This is a genomic window from uncultured Intestinimonas sp. (assembly GCF_944387245.1).
Classification (GTDB): domain Bacteria; phylum Bacillota; class Clostridia; order Oscillospirales; family Oscillospiraceae; genus Intestinimonas.
Map to the genome: position 1 here is coordinate 1 of NZ_CALXEE010000038.1, position 20620 is coordinate 20620.

The following is a 20620-nucleotide window of genomic DNA, read 5'->3' on the forward strand; positions in this document are numbered from 1 at the left end:
AGGGAACAACGAAGCGGCGGAACGCTCGGGCGCCCGCCCGCGCTCTGGCCGCGCCCGCACGCAGGCGCAGCAAGCCTCCGGCTTGCCGGACCCTTCCCCCAATACTGGAAATGTTTGGGAGGAGACCGCGCAAGACCGTGCGGCCCCCTCCGTGTGAGAGATTTTCCCCATGGCCGCGTGAAAGGAGTGGATTCTATGCCGGGACCGAGACAGCCCACCGACCTGGTGAAGGCCAACGGGCGCAAACACCTGTCCCAGGCGGAGGAGGACGAGCGCCGGGACCGGGAGGTCCATGTGCCGCCACCGGATAAGGCCCAGCCGCCCCGGTGGCTGCTGAAGAAGTTCCATCAGGAGTTTGCCGAGATCGGCGAGATCCTCCGCCAGGCCGGACTCTACACCGAACTGGACCGGGATGTGCTGGGACAGTTCCTGGTGGCCCGGGACCGCTGGCTCCGGGCAGATAAGCTGGCCTCGGCAGCCATCCGGGACAAGGACGAGAAGCTGGCCAAGGAGTGGACCGGCGTCCAGGCCTCCTATTTCAAGCAATGCCGCCAGTGCGCCGAGGTCATGGGCCTGTCCATCTCCTCCCGCTGCCGGCTGGTGGTGCCGGAGGTGGTGGCCAACGCAGCCCGAGAGGTGGACGAGACGGACGAGTTCACCCGCGCCCTGCGGGCCCGGCAGGCCAGGGCCATGGGGGAGTAGCCCATGGCAGTGCTGGACCGGGCGGCCGGGCAGTTCGTCTGCGACTTTGTGGAGCGCCTGCCCACCACCGACACGGGGCAGCCCTTCCAGCTTTACGACTGGCAGCGCGACGCCCTGATGGAGTTCTACTCCACCCTGGAGCCGGACGGGGAGAGCGGGGAGCTGCTGCGGCAGTACCAGTATCTCTATCTGGAGATCCCCAAGAAGAACGGCAAGAGCGAGCTGGCCGCCGCCCTGGGACTCTACCACCTGTTCGGGGACGGCGAACTCAACGCCGAGGTCTACCTGTGCGCGGCGGACCGGGACAACGCCAGTATCGTGTTCCGGGCGGCGGTGTTCATGCTGGAGACTGCCCACTGGACGGCCAAGATGATCGCCCGGGGCGAACTGAAGATCACCAAGTCCAAGAAGCAGATCGAATACCGGCAGCAGCGCCGGGCAGAGAATGGCGGCACCCGCTGGGTGACTGTGGGACTGATGGCGGTGCTGTCCGCCGAGGCTTTTTCCAAGCACGGCTACAAGCCCAGCTGCGTCATCTTCGACGAGCTCCACGCCCAGCCCAACCGGGCCCTGTGGGACGTGATGACCGGCGCCGCCGGCGCTGCCCACACACAGCCGGTATGGATCGTGCTCACCACCGCCGGAGACGATCCGGACCGGAAGAGCATCGGCTGGGAGATCCACGAGCGGGCGGTGGCCATCCGGGACGCCCGGCAGCTGCGGCAGATCCTGGCCCAGGGCGGCGATCCCCGGCAGGTGCTCTCCCTGCGCCGGGCAGCCCCGGAGGAGCTGGAGCAGGCCCAGGAGGCCCTGCTGGCTCGGGATGAGTCCAACTGGCTGCCCATCCTCTACGGCCTCATCGCTCTCTACGGGGACGACCCGGAGGCCCTGGAGCAGGTGGATATCTGGGACGAGTCTCTGTGGCGCCTGTGCAACCCCTCCCTGGGGAAGCACCTGACCCTGCGGACCCTGCGGCTGGAGGCCCAGGCGGCCAAGCGGAGCCAGGCGGCGGAGAAGCTCTTCCGCTGGCTCCGGCTCAATCAGTGGATCAGCGTGAAAGCGGTGGGCTGGGTGCCTCTCACGCTGTACGACAAGACCCAGTTCAACCGCCCGGAGTGGGCGGGGCTGAGCGCCCCGGCACGCCGGCAGGCCGTCCGGGACTGGCTGCGGGGCAAGCAGTGCTACGGCGGGCTGGACCTCTCCAAGAGCACCGACCTCACTGCCTTCGTGCTCCTCTTTCCGCCCCAGCCCGGGCTGGAGACCTGGGTGGCCCTCTTCTGGTCCTGGCGGCCGGAGGACGGGGTGGAGGAGGCCGAGCAGCGGGACCACGTCCCCTACCGGGACTGGGCCCGGGCAGGGTTCCTGGAGCTGTGCGAGGGGGACATCGTGGATTACAGCAGGGTGGAGGAGGTCATCCGGGAGGCGGCGGAAGTCTTCGACCTCATCACTCTGGGCCTGGACCCGGCCATGTCCTGGACGCTGTCCCAGCGGCTCATGCAAGGAGGCATCGAGGTGCTGGAGATCTCCCAGACCATGCTGGGCATGTCTCCCGCCACCAAGAAGCTGGAGGTCCTCATCCGGGCCCACCAGATGCTCCACGAGCACAATACCTGCGCCCGGTGGAACTTCGGGAACGTCCGCTGTGCGGTGGACGGCAACGAGAACATGAAGCCCATGAAGAACCGCAGCACCGGCCGCATCGACATTACCGTGGCCTGGATCATCGCCATGGCCACGGCCATGGTCAAGGAGGCGGCCAAGCCGGATCTGGCGGCGGCCATGGAGCGGCCGGGCTTCAGCCTATAGGGTGTCCAAGTCGGACACGGAAGGAGGAGTCGGATGAAGCTATGGAAGAAGAAGCTGGGCCGCATGAGCGCCGATCTGGTGCTGGTGGCGGGCGCCGCAGCGGTGGCGGTGGGGGCGGGACTGATCTATCTGCCGGCCGGCCTCATCGCCGGCGGAGTCCTGGCGATGGCCGGTGCGGTGCTCAGCGCCATGGGAAGGAGGGAAGAGCCGTGAGTATGACCCAGGGCATCCGGGCGCTGGCCAGGTCGCCCACCGTCAGCAAGGCGGTGACGGCGGATGGGCTGGTGGCCGCCGGCTATCCCGTGAGCGGCACCGAGGCAGGGGAGAGCCTGGCCCGGAAGCTCTCGGCGGTGGACCGGTGCATCGAGATCCTCAGCGACTCCATGGGCAAGCTGCCCTCCTACATCATGGACAGTAAGACCCGGCAACGGGTGGACCTGCCTCTGCTGCGGCTCCTCAACGTGCGGCCCAACGAGGCCATGAGTCCCTTTGTGGCCAAGAAGGTGGTGGAGACCAGCCGCCTGGTCACCGGCAACGGCTACGAGTGGATCTTGCGGGACCCCCGCACCGGGCGCATCACGGAGCTGATCCCTGTGCCCGGAGAGCTGGTGGAGCCCTGGCGGGATCTGAGCGGCCGGGTGTGGTACACGGTGACCCACCCCTGGACGGGGGAGCCCATGCGGCTGCCCCAGGAGGACATCTGCCACTACAAGGCCGCCTCCCGGGACGGGCTGAAGGGCGTGGGCGTTCTCCGTCGGGCCAGCGAGGTCATCGCCTCCAGCCTGGCGGCCCAGCAGTATGAGCGCTCCTACTACGAAAACGGCGGCCAGCCCTCCGGCGTCCTCCGCACCGAGAGCGACCTGGGCGGCTACGCCAAGGACCCGAATGGGAAGCCGCTGAAACGGCCGGACGGCACCTGGATCACCCGGAAGGACCAGCTGCGGAGTGAGTGGGAGAAAATCCACGCCGGTCCCAGCAACAGCCACCGGGTGGCCATTCTGGACTTCGGACTGGAATACAAGCCCCTGTCGGTGAGCAACCAGGATGCCCAGTTCATCGAGAGCCGGGAGGTCTCGGTCCGGGACATCGCCCGCTACTTCGGAGTGCCCCTCTACAAGCTCCAGGAGGGCAAGCAGGCCTACGGCTCCAACGAGCAGAACGCCATCGAGTACGTGGTGGGCACCCTCCACCCCAATGTGACCCAGTACGAGGAGGAGCGGACCTGGAAGCTGCTGACCCAGAGCCAGGTGGACGCCGGGCTGGAGATCCGCATCAACATGATGGCGGAGCTCCGGGGCGACACTTCGGCCCGGAAGGACTGGTACAAGGCCATGAACGAGATCGGCGTGTTTTCCGTCAACGACATCGAGGAGCTGGAGGACCGGCCCGACGTGCCCGGCGGGGACGCCCGGAAGGCCTCCCTCAACTATGTGCCCCTGGAGGACTGGCCGGAGCTGAGCCGGAAACGAGCCGGGGCGCAGACCGTCCCGGGAGAGGAGACGTGAATGGAACAGATCATGAAAGCGGCCCGGCTCCTGAAGGCCGAGGCCACCGAGGAAGACCTGGCCCTCATCAGCGCCCAGGCCCTGCGGGCGCTGGCGGCGGAGGAGGTCTATACCTTCCGCCTGGCGGCCTGCAACAATCAGGTGGACCGGGACCTGGAGCGATTCACCGAGCGCACGCTGGAGACCCTGGCCAAGCTCTTCGTGGGCCGTCCGGTGCTGCTGGACCACAAGTGGAGCGCCGGCAGCCAGACCGCACGGGTGTACGCCGCCGGGGTGGAGGAGATGCCCGGCGTGGAGGGCGGACAGCAGCTGGTGCTGCGGTGCTATATGCCCCGGCTCCAGGGTAACGGCGACACCATCGCCGCCATCGAGACGGGCCTCCTGCGGGAGTGCAGCGTGGGGGTAGCGGGGGAGCGGGCCGTCTGCTCCATCTGCGGCACGGACCGGGCCACCGCCTGGTGCGAGCACGTCAAGGGCTGCGAGTACGATGGCAAGCTCTGCTACATCGAGCTGGACGGCGCCACCGACGCCTATGAGGTGTCCATGCTGCCGGTGCCGGCCCAGCCGGCAGCCGGGGTGGTCAAGCGCTACGGCGGGCCGGATGGCCCGGAAGATCCCCCACCGGGCAGAGTGCCCGGTGCAGATAGCCAGGACTGGCGGGACAAGGCCCTGCTGGAGCTGGAGAAAAACAGATTTTAATGGAGGGAACACAATGAGACGCAAGCTGATCGACCTGAAGACCCAGCGCACCGCCCTGCTGGAGGGGGCCGAGGCCCTGCTGAAGGAGGGCAAGCGGGAGGAGTACCGCGCCGAGATGGCCAAGGTGACCAAGATGAACGAGGAGATCAAGGACGTGGAGGACCTGGTCCGGGAGCAGGACCGGAAGTTCCTGGAGAAGGCCGCCGACCCCGCCGAGGAGAAGGACAAGGCGGAGGAGCGGGGCAATGAGCTCATGAAGGGCCACGAGGTGACCTTCTCTCCCCTGGAGGTGGCCAAGGCACTCTTTGTCCCCAAGCATACCGAGAAGTCCGTGACCCTGGCCACCGGAACCCTGGCACAGCCCACCGGCGCCGGCACCGACATCCGGGACGCCCTGGGCTACGGCGTGGGCGCCATCATCGACCAGGTGTATGTGCAGGATCTCACCGGCATGTCCGCCTATCTGGAGCCCTATGTGATCTCCGAGCCCGACGCCAAGGGGGCTAAGGTGACCACCGCCGCCGGCACAGCCCGAGTCGCCTCCGACGATCCCCAGCTGGGCGTGGCCAAGATCGCCCCCTATGAGCTGACCACCACCAGCTATGTGGACCGGAACATCTCCCGGCTCACCCCCGCCAACTACTACGCCAAGATCTTCGCCATGGCCATGAAGTCCATGCGTCGGAGCACGGTGGGGATGATCTTCAACGGCGACGGCCAGGCCACCAATGACATGTTCGGCGTCAAGACCGCCAAGAACATGGCGGGCAGCCCCATCTATGCCAACCTGGATGTGGAGGAGGTCGGCCCCGACCTGCTGACCGAGCTGATGTTCGCCTACGGCGGCGACGAGGAGCTGGGCGGCAACTGCCGGCTCTACCTCAACAAGAAGGACCTGCTGGCCCTGGGCAAGCTGCGGGGCACCAACGAGAAGCGGCGGCTCTTCGACATCGTGCCCGACGCCGCCAACCCCAACACCGGCACCATCCGGGAGGGCGGCACCATTGTGCCTTATTCCATCTCCTCCAAGCTCACCGCCCTCTCCGCCTCCGAAAAGGGTTCTTCCGCCATCCAGACCATGGTGTACGGCGACCCCATGAACTACGAGCTGGGCCTCTTCGGCGCTTACACGGTCCGGGTGGACGAGTCCGTCAAAGCGGTGGAGCGTATGCTCACCATCCTGGGCGACGCCATGGTGGGCGGCAACCTCATCGTGGACAAGGGCTTCGTGGTGGCCACCCTGCCCGCCAACGGCTGAGCCCATGGCTCTGACCGAGGAGCGGCGGGCCAGGCTGCTGGCCTATTGCCGGATTACGGAGCCCACAGATGAGGAACTCCTCACCCTGGAGGGGCTCTACGACGCGGCGGTGGGATACATGGAGGGGGCGGGGATCTCCCCGCCTGCCTCCGGTACCCCCAGGGCTGCCCAATATGACCTGTGCGTCAACTATCTGGTGTTGGATGGTTATGATCGCCGGGACGTGACCATCACGGGTACCATTGTGGCGGACAACCCCGCCTTCCGGCGGCTCATCAACCAGCTGAAGCTGACCGAGCCTGTGTCCAAGTTGGACACAGCTGAGGAGGGATGACCTGTGGCGGAGCATATCGACGCCGGGAAGCTGGACAAGCCCGTCCAGGTCCTGGAGCTCCGGGAGACGACTTCCGGGGTGTGGGAGTGGGTATCCATCCGTCGGGCCTGGGCCAACATCACCTTCCAGGCCAAGAGCAACCTCTTTTCCCAGGTGGGCGTGGGGGCAAGGGATGCCGCCATCGTGATCCGGCGGCTGTCTCTCACCCTCCACAACGCCCTGCGCCTGGGGGAGCAGCACCTCTTCCTCACCTCCATCATGGACCGGGGGCGGGGGCACTTGGATGTGGACGCGGCGGTGGTGGAGCCGGTGCCCTGCACAGCCACCCGCACGGAGGACACGGTGGGGGAGAATGCCCGTCCGGTGACGGGGGAGACCATGCGCGTAACCTTCCCCGGCGTGCTGACGGAGAAATACGCCAGGTATGAGCGGGAGGAGACCCACGCGGAGAACGAGACCAGTTATGTCCTGGTGACCTCCAAGCCCATCGCCTTGAAAGCCGGGGACCTGGTGGCCGTCCAGGAGGGGCCGGCCAAGGGCAGGTATCATGTAACTGTCTGCCATGTGCTGGATGCGTATAGAAACGAGTATGAGATTATGTTTTCCGGAGACGTGTAAGGCGGTGAACCATGTCTGATTATCTGCAATCGAGGGCATATCAAGCGTTTCTATATTGGGACAATGTGGCTAGACAGGCCGGAACCAAAGTGGCAACAAAGAGTTCGGGACAAAAGACTCGAACTCCTGTAACCACTTCGGATAAATCTCAGGTGTGGGCTGAGGTCAATACCGCCGGTTTAGATCGGCTCTTAGCAAGCTGGGATAAATTATTGCGGGAATTTCCGCAGATGAAGCAGGCAACGCTTGAGAAAATGGGAAGTGAGTTGCTTCGGCGGGTCCGCAGCGAGATTGGCGGCACCGGGAAGGTGGCCGGCTGGCAGGCACCCCATATGGGAGACAGGGGCGGTTATGTAGCCGTCCGGGCCAAGGCCAACACCTACCAGACGACGAAAGGCGGCACGCGGTATGCGGTTGGCTACATCACCAACGCCTTTGAGGGCGGACACAAGATCCGCAAGCCCCAGGGCGGGAAGGGATACAGCCCCCGGATCAAGGTGGCGGCGGTATCGGGGCGGTGGAGCTATGACGCGGTGCGCCGGCAGCTGGCCGGCATGAGCCAGGAGGACGTGGACGCCCTGATGACGCTCATCACAGATGGACTGGAGGGACGGCTGTGACCTATCAGGACTTGATGGAGGCCATTGCGGCCCGGATCGCCAAGCTGTGGCCGGACCGGATGCTCTACCGGGACTTCTGCCCGGCAGACCACAAGCGTCCCTCCGGCTTTCTCTATGTGACCAACGCCGGCTATGAGGACGCCAACCTCTTCCTGGTCCAGTGGACCTTTGAGGCGGAGCTCACCCTCTACGCTGCCACTGACGCCTACTCGGCGGAGAGCACGGAGGAGCTGCGGGCCGACCAGCTGGCCGTCCTGGGCGCTTTCGGCGGTCCGGCCATCAAGGTGGGGGACCGGAGCGTGATCCTGACCGTAGGGGCGCCCTCTCCGGGGCCTGGGGAGGCCTATGTGACCTTCTCCGCCTCCTGGATGGACGGGCGCCCGGCCTACACCGACCCGGACATCCCGCCCAGTGATGTGCCCCTCATGGAGCACTATGAACTCAATATCTCAACAAGGGAGTGATCTTATGGCAACGACGATCGGGCTGCCCAGCCTGACCATCACTTTCCAGAAGGCCGCCCAGGCGACGGTCAACCGGAGCAAGAAGGGCTACGTGGGCGTCTTTGTGCGGGACGCCGAGGCCCAGGGGGTCCACCAGCTCACCAGCGCGGCGCTGATCCCGTCGGAGCTGGGGGCGGACAACCAGTCCTATCTGGCCCGGGCCTTCACCGGCACCGACCGGGGCCAGCCCAGCAAGGTGGTGGCGGTGGTCATCGCCACCGGCACCGAGGACACCACGGCCCTGGAAGCCGGTCTGAAGCTCATCGAGAACCAGAGTCTGGACTACATCGCTCCGCCTCCGGATGTGACGGAGGCGGAAAAGACCCTGCTGGAAACCTGGGTAAAGGAGCGGAGGAAGGACTACTTCACCGAGAAGCTGGTGGAGGCCAACCCCACCGCCCCTCCCGACGACATGGGTATCATCTCCTTCAAGGAGACCGACGGCGCTATCGCGGCGGGGAAGACCACCTACACGGCGGCCCAGTATGCCAGCCGGATCGCCGGGGTGCTGGCGGGTATCCCCATGGGCATGTCCTGCACCTACGCCCCCCTGGAGGAGCTGACGGCGGTGACGCCCCGGAATGAGACGGAACAGAAGACGGCCATCAACGAAGGCAACCTTATCCTGATCCACGACGGCCAGGTGGCTAAGATTGCCCGGGGGGTCAACTCCCTGACCACCATCCCGCCCACCGGAAACGCCGATTGGAGCAAGATAAAAATTTGCGAAGGGCTTGATTTGATTACATACTACCTCCGCACCACTATCCAGGGACAATATATCGGCCGTTTTCCGAACACTTATGACAACAAGTGCCTGCTGCTCACCGCCATCCGGGAGTATTTCACGTACCTGGAGAGCGCCGGGGTGCTCAATCCCGGGGAGAGCTGGACGGAGATCGACGTGGAGGCCCAGGAGCGGTGGCTCAAGGCCCAGGGTGTGGAGACCGCCGACCTCACTGAGCAGCAGCTCAAGGAGTACCAGACCGGGAGCTGGGTCTTTATCAAGTGCGGCGGCCGACTGGTGGACGCCATGGAGGACTTCCAGGTGATCTTCCACGCGGCGGCTACCCTGGCGGCATAAAAAGAGCCGGGGATCACTCCCCGGCCTCCCGTTCCATGCGCTGTTTGATTGAAGTTTTAATATACTGGTTGACTTTTTCTCCGGCATGGTCTGCCGCCGCCCGTAACGCTTCATAGTCTGCCAACTGCATATCAAGCGGGACACGCTTAATGTTCTTCTCCTTGTACTTTTTAGAAGCCTCGTAAGCCTTTTCGTCATAGGCCATGATAACACCTCCCAAGTTAGTGTACCACGGATCGGAAAATGTGTACACATATAAAATAGCTAAAAATGTGTACGCATATTTGTGAAGTATGTCGTATAGAAATATGTGTACACATATGATATACTAACATTGTCAAGGGGGAAACCCCGAGACAAATAAAAGCCCCGGTGGTCGAGACCGGGGCAGAGAGGAGGTAAGAAGATGGCACACCGCGATGGCAAGTGGTGGTACAAGGGCAGAGCCTTTGATACCCTCCACGCGGCGCTGGTAAGCGCCTGGCCGAAGTAAAGGCCACGGGGCCGGGGGAGACCCGGCCCCACCCAAAAACTTGCCTCCGGGGCCATTATAGCACGGCAGGCGGCGGAAAAGCAAGGGAGGTTCACTATGAACAGAGAAACAAGTCTGGAGACCTGCCCGTTTCTGGTGGTGGACGAAGTCTCCTTTGAGCTGGAGCGGGTATCCGATCTGTGCCATGCGCTGGGGTGTGTGAACGAGAGAGACGGCGTCGTATCTGTGGATGTTCTGGCTCACAGCTTTATGGTCGTACGCGACCTGGTGGATACACAAATCAAGTCCCTGTCCAGGATCGACTGGCATGGGAAAGGAGGAAAACAGCATGAATGAGCTGATGATCTTCAATAACCCGGAGTTTGGGGAGATCCGCACCGTGGAGGTGGACGGGGAGCCCTGGCTGGTGGGGAAGGATGTGGCCCGGGCGCTGGGGTACAGCAATCCACGCAAGGCATTGGCTGACCATGTAGATGAAGAGGACAAGGGGGTAACGAAATGTGACACCCTTGGCGGAAGTCAGGAAATGACCATCATCAACGAGAGCGGCCTTTACTCCCTGGTGCTGTCCAGCAAGCTGCCGGGGGCGAAGAAGTTCCGGCGGTGGGTGACGGCCGAGGTGCTGCCCTCCATCCGCCGGACCGGCGGTTACCAGCTCCCAAAGGACTACCTGTCGGCCCTGCGGGCGCTGGTGGCGGTGGAGGAGGAGAAGCTGGCCCTGCGGGCGGAGAACGAGCAGCAACGGCAGGCCATCGCGGAATTTGAGCCGGTGCGGCAGTATGTGGACACCATCCTCAGCAGCCCCGGCACAATGGCCACCACCCAGATCGCCGCCGACTACGACATGAGCGCCAAGCAGCTCAACAAGATCCTCCACGAGGAGGGCCTGCAGCACTGTGTCAACGGGCAATGGATCTTGTACCGGCAGCACATGGGGAAGGGGTATACCAAGTCGGAGACCATCCCCATCGTCCGGTCGGACGGCAGGCCGGACACCCGGCTCATCACCAAATGGACACAGAAGGGCCGGCTGCTGATCCATGAGATCCTGGGCCGGCGGGACATTCTGGCCGTGATGGACCGAAATCCGGCGGAATTCTAAACAGAAGGGAAGATTTGTATGGCAACAAGTATCGATACTGCAAAGCGGGTTATTAACGGCACCTTCGGCGAGGTGTGGGTGGACGGCGAGAAGATCGCCGAGTGCACCGCCTGCCAGCTGAAGGTGAGCAAGAACAAGGAGACCATCAACCTGTGCGGCCAGTTTATGACCGATACCAAGGCCACCAGTGGCAGCGGTACAGGCAGTCTGACACTCTACAAGGTGGACTCCGGTTTTGCCCAGAAGCAGAGCGGCATCCAGGACGGCGTGGACCGCCGGTTTACGGTGATCTCCAAGCTGAAGGACCCGGACAGCTGGGGAGCAGAGCGGGTGGCCGCCTATAATGTCAGCTTTGACGACCTGACCCTGGCGGATTGGCAGGCGGCAACGGTGGGAAAGGTGACGACCCCCTTTACCTTCAGCCGCTATGAGTTTCTGGACCAGATTACCCCGGCATAAGGAGGAGCTATGGCAAAAAAAGAGAAATCCGTGATTGACAGCCTGCTGGATCTGCCGGAGTTTGAGCCGGAGACCACGGCGGTGGAGCTGCCCCGGCTGAACATCGTGCTGGAGCTGCGGGAACTGCCCTATGACAAGCTCATCAAACTGGCCCGGGAGCCGGAGGCCCAGCTCCATCTCATCCTGGCGGCCGTGACCAATCACCCCGAGATGAGGGACAAAGCGTGGTACCATGACAAAAAGGGCTGTGCCACGCCGGTGGACGCCCTGAAGAAGCTGCTGCGCAAGGGCGAGGTGGAGAAGATATGCCGGGCCATTGACCAGCTCCACGGCTATGCCGTGGGCAGCGTGGTGCCGGTAGACCCTGAAACCATGCAGGCGGCGGCCATCTCTGCCGCTGTGGAGGACCTGGAAAAAAACTGACCGGGCGCGCCGACCTGGCCGTGGCCCAGCGGCTGCTGCTGGACCACGGCATTTTCCCGGGGGACTTCCTGCGGCGTCCCCCGGGAGAGCGTGCGGCGGTCTGCGCGCTGCTCATTGACCACAAGCGCAGGAAGGACGGTGAGATCTGATGGCGAAGAGTACGGATGCCAGTGTTGTCTTCTCTGTAACAGATAATTTTAGTCAGTCCATTGTCGGTATGAAAAACTCAGTCAATTCATTTAAGCAGGATGTGGTCGGACTCCAAAAAACGCTGGATGCACTTGACAGCGCAAAGTTTCAATTGAAGAACTTTGACCTTAAAAGGGCAAAACAAGAATTGAAAGATGCACAGAAAGAGTTCAATCGTCTGGGTGATTCCGCCGAAGATGCAGATAAAAAATTAGCTGCGGAACAAAATCTGCGAGACGCAACAGAAAAGTATGATAATATCCGACGTCAGTTAGCAGCGGTAAGCAGACAGGCGAAGGAGACAGAAAAGGATCTGCTAAATGCGACCATAGCATCCAGCAAAGCAGAAAACCGGGCAGGACGCTCTGATGTCCTCTCGGCATTGGGCCAGGCTGGCATCTTTGCCATGGCCGGAAATGTTGCCAGCCAGTGGGCGGATGTGATCGTTGGGTCCTCCTTTGGCGGGGAGGTGGGCGGACTCTTTTCCGGGGCACTTTCCGGTGCGGCGTCGGGGGCCTCGCTTGGTACGCTGCTCGGGGGGCCGGTGGGCACAGCCATCGGCGCCGCCATCGGCGGCGCCCTGGGCCTGGCCGGCGGGGCGGCGCAGTCCTACCAGAGCCGGGATCAGGCCTTCATGGGTTACTATGGCGGCCTCTATGAGACCGCCTCACAGGCCACGGAGTCCAGCCTCACAGCGGGCACGGAGACGGCGGCCCAAAGGGAGCTGGACGCCATCGCCTTTGATAAGCTGCTGTATGGGCAGGGGGATGAGTTTCTGACCGGCCTGAGGGAGACTGCGGCCAGGACACCCTTTGAATATGCCGATCTCACCGCTATGGGCCGGAATCTGGCTACGGGGTTCGGTTCGGACCCAGAGCGGATGCTGGAGCTGATGACCGCCATTGGAGATGCCGGTGCCACCGTGGGCGCGTCCACGTCGGACATGCAGTGGATGGCCACAGCTCTGAGCCGGATGCAGTCCACAGACCTGGCCCAACTGGGTGAGATCAATATGTTCCAGGACCGGGGCGTGGATGTGATCGGAATGCTTGCAGAGGCTTATGGCAAAAACGAGGGCGATATCCGTAGCATGATCTCCTCTGGAGACATTGGGGGCCGGGAGGCAGTCAGCATTATCCAGGCCGCCCTCTCTGATTCCAATGGGCCTTATGCAGGCTCTATGGCCCTGATGGCGGAGACCTTCGATGGGCTCACCTCCACGCTCTCCGATGCCATGACGGAGATCGACAATGCTACCGGTGAGGGCTACAACGAGAAGGCCAAGGAGGGCCTCCAGGCGGATATCGACGCCTATGGGGGCGAGCTGGGAGAGGCGCTATCCACAGCCAACGAGATCATCGGCGAGGGCAAGGCCATCGCAGAAAACCTGGACCGGCAGTACAGCCGGGAGGCCCTGTCTGCGCTGACCCTGGGGACGGACACCACGGTCTACGGCGAGGAGCAGGCCGCAGCGCTTCAGGAGATGCACGGCCAATACACCGACCTGGTGGAGCAGTACCAGACCGCCAGCGAGGAGGACAAGGCCATCATCGCCGGTGAGATCGAGGCGCTGAAGGAAGAGGCCCAGGCCATGGCTGACAACGCCTATGACGCCAGCGACATGGCGCAGAGCCTTCAGGACGTGGAGCTGGACCTTATCGCGGCCATCCGGGACAATACAGCTGCCCTGGGGTCTGCCGCCTGGGGGCGGGACTACCGGACCAGTCAGGAGCTGGGCAAGGGGCAGATGGCCGTGTCCGATGATGGGGGCAGCGCCATCGCCTCCTCTTACCAGGACTGGGTCCAGGCAAGCAACACGGACGCGGTCTACACACCCCATGCGGCTGGTCTGGACCGGGTGCCCTACGACGGCTATGCAGCGCTGCTCCACGAGGGAGAACGGGTGCTGACGGCCCGGGAGGCCAGGGAGCAGGACCGGGGGCAGAAAGCGCCCATCCAGATCACCATTACCGGCAACAGCTTTGGAGCCGGGGTGAGCGCCGAAGAGATCGCCCAGCGACTGGCCGACCAAATCGAGCTGCACATGGCGGCGGGGGTGCTGTGATGAGACGGCTGATAAGCTTTCTGGAGGAAAAGACGGGGCGGGAGCTGGTGCTCCCGGTAACGCCGCCGGGCTATACCTGGAGCCACCCAAACCGGGTGGAGACCATTCAGCTGGACCAGATCGGGGAGATCAATCTGCCCGGCGGGGCTATGATGGGCAGCTGCACCCTGGACAAGGTGCTGCTGCCCGCCCGGCTCTATTCCTTCTGCAACCCCGGTGCGGTGGCAAATCCCTATGTCTATCTGGAGCAACTAGAGCGGTGGAGCGACGCGGGGGCGGTGGTGCGGTTTCTGGTGTCAGGAACACCGGTCAACGCCCCAGTGCTGATCGAGAGCGTCGATCAGGGAGAGCAGGACGGCACAAACGACCTGTATGTTACCATCCGCATGATGCAGTACCGCAAGCCGGAAGTGCCGGTGCTGGCCGTGTCGGGCGGGGGCGCCCAGACCGGTCGGGATGACGGGACGGGCGCTTCCCAGGCGCGCACCTATACGGTGCAGAAGGGGGATACCCTGTGGGGGATCACCCAGAAGTACTACGGGACCGGGCGCGAGTATCAGCGCCTGGCCGGAGCCAACAGCGAACAGATCCCGAACCCAAACCTGATCTACCCCGGCCAGGTCCTGATCATACCGCCCAGGGATAGTCTGCCTGGGGCCGCAGCGGACAGCCCCAGCACGGCCCTGGCCGCCGAGACAAAGAGCGGCTGGGATCCGGCGACGGGGACCTGGAATCTGACCCTGTGAGCAAAAAAACGCCGCCCCAGATGGGGCGGCGGAGGGAGGATCACTGTGCCGTGGACTGATAAAGAGCAGTCAGGGCGTCGGTGAGCACCTGAGAAAAATTGATGTGCTGCTGTTCCGCAAATGTGTTGAGCCAGGCGGGGATGGTAAGATTTTTCCGGACGGCTTTGCTGCCATATTTTTCGGCATATGTGTCCATATCTAAGGTCAAAAGACTGACAAATCCACCCTCATCCGGGCGTACGGCGGAAAGGGGGCTGGCGCATGGAGCAGCCTTTCCGTCCTCCAATTCATCGAGCACCCAGCCACTGGCTGCATCCTGACCCATCAAAACGGCATCGGCCAGAGTTGGCCCACCAGACACACATCCAGGAAGATCGGGAACCTCCACAGTATAGTTTCCGGTTTCTGGGTCCTGGTAAAAACAGGCTGGGTATACAAGTTTCATATATAGAGCTCCTTCCTGGCGGGGCTTATTTCAGCCCCGCCTGTTTGAGAATTCGATTACATAAGAACTTATCGATCGTGTCGCCCGGATGTTGAGGTATGGTGACCTTTCCGGGCTTTGTGGGATGGATAAAATGTTTGTGTCCACCTTTGGTGGTTTTGTAAACCCATCCGGCCGCTACAATGATTTTTTCGACGTCACTTGGCCTCATTGTGTCCCCCCCTTCTTCTTTATATTATACGTATAATGCGCATAAAAGTCAAGGAAAATCGTCCGTACAAAAAGAAAATTGTGTCCAACCTGGACACGGAAAGGAGACAGATATGGACCTTGCCTATGAGCTTCTGCTGACTCCTCCGGGTGGGGGAGCGCCCCGGGATCTGGCGCAGCTGGTGCAGAGCGTCACCTGGAGCGGCTCAGATGCCGAGACGGCCAGAGCCCTGTCTGTCTCTATTGCCGTGCCCAGAGACGGCAGCGTGGAGCCGCCACGGTTGGAGGAGGGGGCCTATCTGGTTTTTCGGGTAAAGGGCCTGCCTCTGTTTACCGGGCCGCTGCTGTCGGCCACCACAACGACACAGTCCTCTGTGGTCGATCTGTCCGCCCTGGACAACGGGCGTTTTCTGGTGGGCAATGAGGGCTGGTATCAGTTCCAGGAAGCCGCTCCGGAGCAGGCGACGGCCGCCGTGTGCGGAGATTTCGGCATCCCGACGGCAGCTCTGGCCCAGGGCGGGGCCACAGTGAGCCGCAAGTTCCCGGGCGTGGCCCTGGACAAGATCATTCGCACCATGTACGCCCTTGCGGGAGAACAGACGGGCAAGCGCTTTCTGGTGCGGTTTACCGGGGAAGGGGCTCTGGAGGTGGTGGAGAAGCCCGGCAGCGCCACAGTGGAGATCCAGTCCACCATGGGAGTGACCAACACCTGGGATATCAGCAAGCTGCAAAACAGCGTGGCCATCTACACCGATACCGGGGCGCTGGTACGCCGGACACAGGATGCTGCGTCCATTGGCCTGAACGGGCGGCTGGAGCACACCATCACCCAGCGTGGGGACGAGGACGCCGGGGCCGAGGCCCAGGCCTGGCTGGAGGATCACGGTTTGCAGCAGAATCTGACCGTGGAGACCCTGGGAGACGCCCGGCTGATCTCCGGCAACGCGGTCAAACTCCGTGACACAGGAAGCAGAGTGAGCGGCCTTTTTTGGATCGAGCAGGATACCCACACCTGGAAGAACAAGCAGTATTTCACCAAGGCCAAGCTGAATTTCCGCAATCTGGCGGACGACAGCGCGGCGGGAAGCGAGGTGTAACAGATGGACCCATTTGAGCAGAGCGCGGGACGAATCGCGGCCGCCATGGGAACCGTGGCCCGGAGCGTTGCCCCGGCCGCTCCCGTGATGCTTGGGGAAATTTTGCAGGTCCAGCCCCTGCGGCTCCAAGCCAATGGCCTGCTCATTGAGCAGGACTCCATCAAAATCAATGAGGCGCTGACGGAGCTTAAGGAAGGGGCCCAGGTGGTGGTCCTGTCCCTGGACGGACAGACCTATTACATCCTTTGCAAGGTGGTGGCCATATGACATTATTCCCCATGTTTTCTGCCTCGGTGGCTGCCCAGTCCACAGCGCTGCCCCTCTACACCGACGTGGCCATGGATTACGACAAGGGGGAGCCCCGGTGGGAGAGCGGCAACCCGGTGATCGTCACCGGACTGGAGGCGGTGAAAAGCTGGGCCTGGCGGGCCATTGCAACCGAGCGGTACCGTTGGCCCATCTTCACCTGGAGCTATGGCTGCGAACTGCGGACGCTGGTGGGACAGCCCTATCTGGCCGAAACCAAGCGCAGCGAGGCCACCCGGTATGCGAGCGAGGCCCTGATGGTGTCCCCCTACATTACGTCGGTAACGGTGAAAGAGGTGGCCTTTGAGGATTCCACCCTCCACCTGGAGGTGGAATTTGAGAGCGTATACGGAAAGGAGCGGCTGAATGTTTGAAGATCGCACCACGGAACAGATCAAAAAGGAGGCCCTGGCGGAGATCAACCCGGCCACGGGGCTTTCGTCTATGGCGGGGAGCTTTGCTGACGCCGTGATCGGCCCGGCGGCCCAGCGGGTGAGCGAGCTTTACAAGGCTTTGCCGGCGGTGCTGTCCATGCTGTTTGTGGATCCCACCAGCGGCCGCTTTCTGGACCTGGTGGGCCGGGACTACCACAACCTGACCCGGCGGGAGGGGACAAAGGCCAGGTGCGCCATGGATCTGACCGGAAAGGCGGGGACGGTGGTGCCGGCCGGCACCATCTTTTTAACCGCCACCGGACTGAGGTTCCAGATCCTTTCCACCGTAACCATTGGGACGGACGGCCGGGCGGTGTGTCAGCTGGAGGCCATGGAGGTTGGGGCTGCTTACAACATTCTTTCCGGGACGATCAGCGGCATGTGGGTCAACATTTCCGGCCTTACCGGCTACATCAATCAGGAAGCCTCGGGAGGAACAGACCGGGAGAGCGGAGAGCAGCTGTACGAGCGGATCGAAGAAGCACGGCAGCGGCCTCGCACCAGCGGGAATGGCTGGGACTTCCGGGGCTGGGCTCTGGAGGTGGCGGGCGTGGGCGAGGCAAAGGTGGTGGAGCTCCACGATGGACCCGGCACAGTGGGCCTGACCCTGGTAGACAGTACTTACGCCCCGGCCTCCGACGAGATGGTGGCGGCGGCACTGGCCAACATCATGACCAAGAAGCCCATTGGCGCCGCGCCCACAGTGCAGGCCGCCCAGGCGCTGGAGATCACGGTGGCGGCCACGGTGACCATCCAGGACACCAGCCTGGACGAGGTGAAACGGGCGCTGGAGGCCGGGCTGAGGGAATATCTGAAGACCCTGATCGAGGCCAAGTATGGAAGGATCTACTACGGGCCGGGGGAAGATCTTCCCTACAACCTAATCTATAACCGGGTGCTGGCCATCCTGCTGAACATCCAGGGGGTGGAAAACTTCTCCGTTCTGACGGTAAACGGCGGTACACAGGATATTCCCATTCCGGCGGGAAGCATCCCGGTGCTGGGAGAGGCGGTGATGACATGACGCCCATTGAGCAGCTGCTGCCGGCGCTGTACCGGCAGACTCCGGAGGATACCGAACTGCAGCGGGTGCTGACTCTGATGCTGGAGCGGGCCGAGCGGGACAAGGACTTTACCCTGGAGCAGCTGTTCCCCTCCACCACCAGCGGGTGGGGCCTGGAGCTGTGGGAGCGGGCCTGGGGCATCCCGGTGGACCGGACGATGAGCGATGGGCGGCGGCGGGACAAGATCCTGGCCAAGGTGAAGGGCACCGGCACCACTACCCTGGAGGTCATCCGCGCCATTGCGGAAAGTTTTTCTCCCTATCCGGTGAAGGTAGTGGAGGAAGCCGCCCTTTACCGCTTTGTGATCTGGTATCTGGGCACCATCGGCGAGGTGGAGCACAGGGAAGATCTGGCGGCCATCGTCAATGAGCTCAAGCCCGCCCACCTTGCGTGGGAGGTGAAATACCAACAAGTGGGGGAGAGCACTGTTTTTGCCGGATGCTTTCCGCGGCAGGGAGATCAATCGATTATTTGGGAGGTGGATTGCAGATGATCCCTAAAATCATACTGACCAGCGAAGGGGCGGCAATGCTGGCCAAAATCCCGGCGGGAGCCGCTGTGCCGGTCAGCAGATGGCAGATCGGGACCGGAGCACTGCCCTCCGGATCCAGCATGGACCGCACAGCCCTGGTCACGCCGTTTGACTACATTCCGATCAGTGAGATCACCGAGCAGGGCAATCGGGCAACTGTGTTGGGGCAGTTCACCAATCAGGGCCGTCCCGCCTTTGCCTTTGAAGAGCTGGGACTGCTTGCTAACGATCCCGACGAGGGCGAGATCCTGATGTGCTATGGCAATGCCTACGGCGCCGGTGAACGCATCCAGGCGGGAACGGAGCAGTTGCGGGAGTTCGTCTTTGGCACATCGCTCCTGTTTTCCAGCACAGCCAGTGTTACTGCTGAAATAGATCAGGCGCTTGTATTTATCCCCAAAAAAGAAAAGGGTCAGCCGGGTGGTGTAGCTACCCTGGATAAAAACGGTAAGGTTCCAAAATCTCAACTTCCGGATGATATTTTCGTATCAGCTATATTTCAGGTTAGCTACAATGAAGGAGATGAGAATTAGTGCTACAGCAGCTCGGACAGCTGGCGGTGGGTGCCACCGTCAAAATAAAGAAAAACGGCGTGCTGAAAGACCACCTAATCCTCCATCAGGGAAAACCGTCCGCCCGGTACGACGACTCCTGCGACGGCACCTGGGTCCTCGACCTGACGCCCACCGGCCTCATGGCCTGGGACCCCGGCGGCTCCAACGTCTTTGAGACTTCCCAGCTGGCGGATTTCCTGGTCTGGGGGGACCTGTACAGCGCCTATGAGCCCCACATCCAGGCCGCCCTCCACTCCGCCGTCGTCCCCTACCGGGCCGGGGGCGGCCTCAACGGCTCCGACAGGACCGGCAGTTCCGGCTTCGCCTGCACCTTCTTCCCCCTCTCCGGCCGGGAGGTGGGCCTTACCGAGGACGACAACCCCGGCTTTCCCCGGGACGGCGACAAGCTGGACTACTTCCTGACGGGCCTGGGGGCGGAGGCCAATGAGAGGCGCACCTTCCGCAACAGCGGGCAGACCATCTCCTGGTGGCTGCGCACCATGGTGCAGACCAACGAGATCGAAGGCTATTACATCGGCGCTTACGGGGCCGTTTCCACCATGCGCGTGGCCTACGCCCAGAACGCCCTCCTCTACGCCTTCATCCTGGACGGCGACCTCTGGGTGGACGAGGACGGCACCGTCCTCCCCAACCAGGCCCCCGCGCCCCCCGCCTCCCTCACCGTGCCCCCCTTCGCCGAGGCCGGCGCGGCCCTTACACTTTCCTGGGCGGCCGCCGCCGACCCCGACGGGGACGTGACGGGCTACCTGGTCCAGCGGCAGACCGGCGTGGCCGGGACGTGGACCCAGGTCTACAACGGCCCCGCCCTCACCTGCGCCGACACCCTCCCCGCCGGGGGGAGCACGGTCCGCTACCGGGTGCGAGCCTACGACGCCATGGGCCTCACCAGCGATTTCACCACCTCCGCCTCCATCCCCGTCTACGCCGCAACCGCCCTCACCGTCCCCAACATGGCGGTGGAGGGGGAGCCCATTGCCATCTCCTGGACGGCCGTGGCCGGGGCCACCGGCTACACCCTCCAGCGCAAAACCGCCTCCTCCGACTGGACACAGGTCTGCTCCGGAACCGCCGTCCAGTACACCGACACCGCCGGGGCCTGGACCTCCGTCCAGTACCGGGTGCAGGCCGTCTTTTCTGCCGGTGGAGGCGCATGGGTCACATCCAATTCAATTCAGGTGCTTCCAGAATCCACTTTGTCCATCAGTGGCCAGGACGGCGGCCTGGGCACCCTCACCCGGGACGTGACCTTCTTCGCCACCACCGACACCGGAAATAAAATCAGCGTATCAGTGTCAGTCAATGGAGCGCTGTTTTCCCAATCGCAGGTGGACAGCCTGCAAGAGCAGAGAAT

28 protein-coding genes are annotated in these 20620 nt (G+C 63.0%); 25 read left to right on the top strand and 3 right to left on the bottom strand.

Features of this window, described 5'->3' with window-relative positions:
* Nucleotides 1–195: 195 nt before the first annotated feature.
* The 11 genes from Q0K15_RS06405 (at nucleotide 196) to Q0K15_RS06455 (ending at nucleotide 9129) form a co-directional block, all read left to right on the top strand.
* The gene (locus tag Q0K15_RS06405) at nucleotides 196–702 is read left to right on the top strand and encodes a phage terminase small subunit P27 family (RefSeq protein ID WP_294514045.1); all 507 of its coding nucleotides are present in this window, start codon (nucleotides 196–198) and stop codon (nucleotides 700–702) included.
* A 3-nt stretch (nucleotides 703–705) separates the two neighbouring features.
* Complete coding sequence (locus Q0K15_RS06410) at nucleotides 706–2508, top strand: terminase TerL endonuclease subunit (protein WP_294514048.1); 1803 nt, start codon at nucleotides 706–708, stop codon at nucleotides 2506–2508.
* 33 nt (nucleotides 2509–2541) lie between these two features.
* Nucleotides 2542–2721 carry a hypothetical protein gene (locus Q0K15_RS06415; RefSeq protein WP_294514051.1) on the top strand — a complete coding sequence of 60 codons (180 nt, stop codon included), beginning with the start codon at nucleotides 2542–2544 and terminating at the stop codon, nucleotides 2719–2721.
* A 2-nt stretch (nucleotides 2722–2723) separates the two neighbouring features.
* Nucleotides 2724–4013 (top strand): phage portal protein, encoded by a 1290-nt coding sequence (locus tag Q0K15_RS06420; protein WP_294514130.1) that lies wholly within the window; start codon nucleotides 2724–2726, stop codon nucleotides 4011–4013.
* Entirely contained in the window at nucleotides 4014–4712 is a 699-nt protein-coding gene (locus Q0K15_RS06425; RefSeq protein ID WP_294514054.1) for a hypothetical protein, read from the top strand. It begins immediately after the preceding gene.
* A gap of 13 nt (nucleotides 4713–4725) precedes the next feature.
* A complete protein-coding gene (locus Q0K15_RS06430) occupies nucleotides 4726–5970 on the top strand; it encodes a phage major capsid protein (protein WP_294514057.1) in 1245 nt (414 codons plus the stop codon).
* Nucleotides 5971–5974: 4 nt separating this feature from the next.
* Nucleotides 5975–6304 (top strand): head-tail connector protein, encoded by a 330-nt coding sequence (locus Q0K15_RS06435; protein WP_294514060.1) that lies wholly within the window; start codon nucleotides 5975–5977, stop codon nucleotides 6302–6304.
* Between the two features lie 3 nt (nucleotides 6305–6307).
* Nucleotides 6308–6922: a hypothetical protein gene (locus Q0K15_RS06440; RefSeq protein WP_294514063.1), complete on the top strand. Its 615-nt coding sequence runs from the start codon at nucleotides 6308–6310 to the stop codon at nucleotides 6920–6922.
* A 254-nt stretch (nucleotides 6923–7176) separates the two neighbouring features.
* A complete protein-coding gene (locus Q0K15_RS06445) occupies nucleotides 7177–7542 on the top strand; it encodes a hypothetical protein (protein ID WP_294514066.1) in 366 nt (121 codons plus the stop codon).
* Entirely contained in the window at nucleotides 7539–8006 is a 468-nt protein-coding gene (locus Q0K15_RS06450) for a hypothetical protein (protein ID WP_294514069.1), read from the top strand. Before Q0K15_RS06445 ends, Q0K15_RS06450 begins: the two co-directional genes overlap by 4 nt.
* A 4-nt stretch (nucleotides 8007–8010) precedes the next feature.
* Complete coding sequence (locus Q0K15_RS06455; RefSeq protein WP_294514072.1) at nucleotides 8011–9129, top strand: phage tail sheath C-terminal domain-containing protein; 1119 nt, start codon at nucleotides 8011–8013, stop codon at nucleotides 9127–9129.
* A 13-nt stretch (nucleotides 9130–9142) separates the two neighbouring features.
* Here the strand turns inward: Q0K15_RS06455 and Q0K15_RS06460 are convergent, their stop codons facing one another.
* The gene (locus tag Q0K15_RS06460) at nucleotides 9143–9334 is read right to left on the bottom strand and encodes a hypothetical protein (protein ID WP_294514076.1); all 192 of its coding nucleotides are present in this window, start codon (nucleotides 9332–9334) and stop codon (nucleotides 9143–9145) included.
* A 384-nt stretch (nucleotides 9335–9718) separates the two neighbouring features.
* Between Q0K15_RS06460 and Q0K15_RS06465 the strand changes: the two genes are divergently transcribed.
* The 7 genes from Q0K15_RS06465 to Q0K15_RS06495 all read left to right on the top strand — a co-directional run bounded on the left by Q0K15_RS06465 (nucleotide 9719) and on the right by Q0K15_RS06495 (nucleotide 14606).
* Complete coding sequence (locus tag Q0K15_RS06465) at nucleotides 9719–9958, top strand: hypothetical protein (protein ID WP_294514079.1); 240 nt, start codon at nucleotides 9719–9721, stop codon at nucleotides 9956–9958.
* Nucleotides 9951–10724: a phage antirepressor gene (locus Q0K15_RS06470; RefSeq protein WP_294514082.1), complete on the top strand. Its 774-nt coding sequence runs from the start codon at nucleotides 9951–9953 to the stop codon at nucleotides 10722–10724. The genes Q0K15_RS06465 and Q0K15_RS06470 overlap by 8 nt, the downstream gene beginning before the upstream one ends.
* Nucleotides 10725–10742: 18 nt before the next feature.
* Nucleotides 10743–11183 carry a phage tail tube protein gene (locus Q0K15_RS06475; RefSeq protein WP_294514085.1) on the top strand — a complete coding sequence of 147 codons (441 nt, stop codon included), beginning with the start codon at nucleotides 10743–10745 and terminating at the stop codon, nucleotides 11181–11183.
* A gap of 9 nt (nucleotides 11184–11192) precedes the next feature.
* Entirely contained in the window at nucleotides 11193–11606 is a 414-nt protein-coding gene (locus Q0K15_RS06480) for a hypothetical protein (RefSeq protein ID WP_294514088.1), read from the top strand.
* Between the two features lie 20 nt (nucleotides 11607–11626).
* A complete protein-coding gene (locus Q0K15_RS06485; RefSeq protein WP_294514091.1) occupies nucleotides 11627–11755 on the top strand; it encodes a hypothetical protein in 129 nt (42 codons plus the stop codon).
* A 446-nt stretch (nucleotides 11756–12201) separates the two neighbouring features.
* Nucleotides 12202–13860 (top strand): tape measure protein, encoded by a 1659-nt coding sequence (locus tag Q0K15_RS06490; protein ID WP_294514094.1) that lies wholly within the window; start codon nucleotides 12202–12204, stop codon nucleotides 13858–13860.
* Nucleotides 13860–14606 carry a LysM peptidoglycan-binding domain-containing protein gene (locus Q0K15_RS06495; protein ID WP_294514097.1) on the top strand — a complete coding sequence of 249 codons (747 nt, stop codon included), beginning with the start codon at nucleotides 13860–13862 and terminating at the stop codon, nucleotides 14604–14606. Before Q0K15_RS06490 ends, Q0K15_RS06495 begins: the two co-directional genes overlap by 1 nt.
* Nucleotides 14607–14646: 40 nt before the next feature.
* On the opposite strand, the gene Q0K15_RS06500 is transcribed toward Q0K15_RS06495, so the two are convergent.
* Entirely contained in the window at nucleotides 14647–15051 is a 405-nt protein-coding gene (locus Q0K15_RS06500) for a type II toxin-antitoxin system HicB family antitoxin (protein WP_294514101.1), read from the bottom strand.
* A 25-nt stretch (nucleotides 15052–15076) separates the two neighbouring features.
* A complete protein-coding gene (locus Q0K15_RS06505; RefSeq protein WP_294514105.1) occupies nucleotides 15077–15262 on the bottom strand; it encodes a type II toxin-antitoxin system HicA family toxin in 186 nt (61 codons plus the stop codon).
* A gap of 112 nt (nucleotides 15263–15374) precedes the next feature.
* Between Q0K15_RS06505 and Q0K15_RS06510 the strand changes: the two genes are divergently transcribed.
* From Q0K15_RS06510 to Q0K15_RS06540, 7 genes are all read left to right on the top strand, one after another.
* The gene (locus Q0K15_RS06510) at nucleotides 15375–16358 is read left to right on the top strand and encodes a hypothetical protein (protein WP_294514107.1); all 984 of its coding nucleotides are present in this window, start codon (nucleotides 15375–15377) and stop codon (nucleotides 16356–16358) included.
* 3 nt (nucleotides 16359–16361) lie between these two features.
* On the top strand, nucleotides 16362–16625 hold the full coding sequence (locus tag Q0K15_RS06515; protein WP_294514110.1) for a hypothetical protein: 264 nt from the start codon (nucleotides 16362–16364) through the stop codon (nucleotides 16623–16625).
* Nucleotides 16622–17038 carry a DUF2634 domain-containing protein gene (locus Q0K15_RS06520; RefSeq protein ID WP_294514113.1) on the top strand — a complete coding sequence of 139 codons (417 nt, stop codon included), beginning with the start codon at nucleotides 16622–16624 and terminating at the stop codon, nucleotides 17036–17038. The genes Q0K15_RS06515 and Q0K15_RS06520 overlap by 4 nt, the downstream gene beginning before the upstream one ends.
* A complete protein-coding gene (locus tag Q0K15_RS06525) occupies nucleotides 17031–18122 on the top strand; it encodes a baseplate J/gp47 family protein (protein WP_294514116.1) in 1092 nt (363 codons plus the stop codon). Before Q0K15_RS06520 ends, Q0K15_RS06525 begins: the two co-directional genes overlap by 8 nt.
* Entirely contained in the window at nucleotides 18119–18655 is a 537-nt protein-coding gene (locus tag Q0K15_RS06530; RefSeq protein ID WP_294514120.1) for a putative phage tail protein, read from the top strand. Before Q0K15_RS06525 ends, Q0K15_RS06530 begins: the two co-directional genes overlap by 4 nt.
* Nucleotides 18652–19227, top strand: a complete 576-nt coding sequence (locus Q0K15_RS06535; protein ID WP_294514123.1) for a hypothetical protein — start codon at nucleotides 18652–18654, stop codon at nucleotides 19225–19227. Before Q0K15_RS06530 ends, Q0K15_RS06535 begins: the two co-directional genes overlap by 4 nt.
* On the top strand, nucleotides 19227–20620 hold a 1394-nt coding region (locus Q0K15_RS06540; protein WP_294514126.1), incomplete at its 3' end, for a DUF6273 domain-containing protein. The genes Q0K15_RS06535 and Q0K15_RS06540, both read left to right, overlap by 1 nt.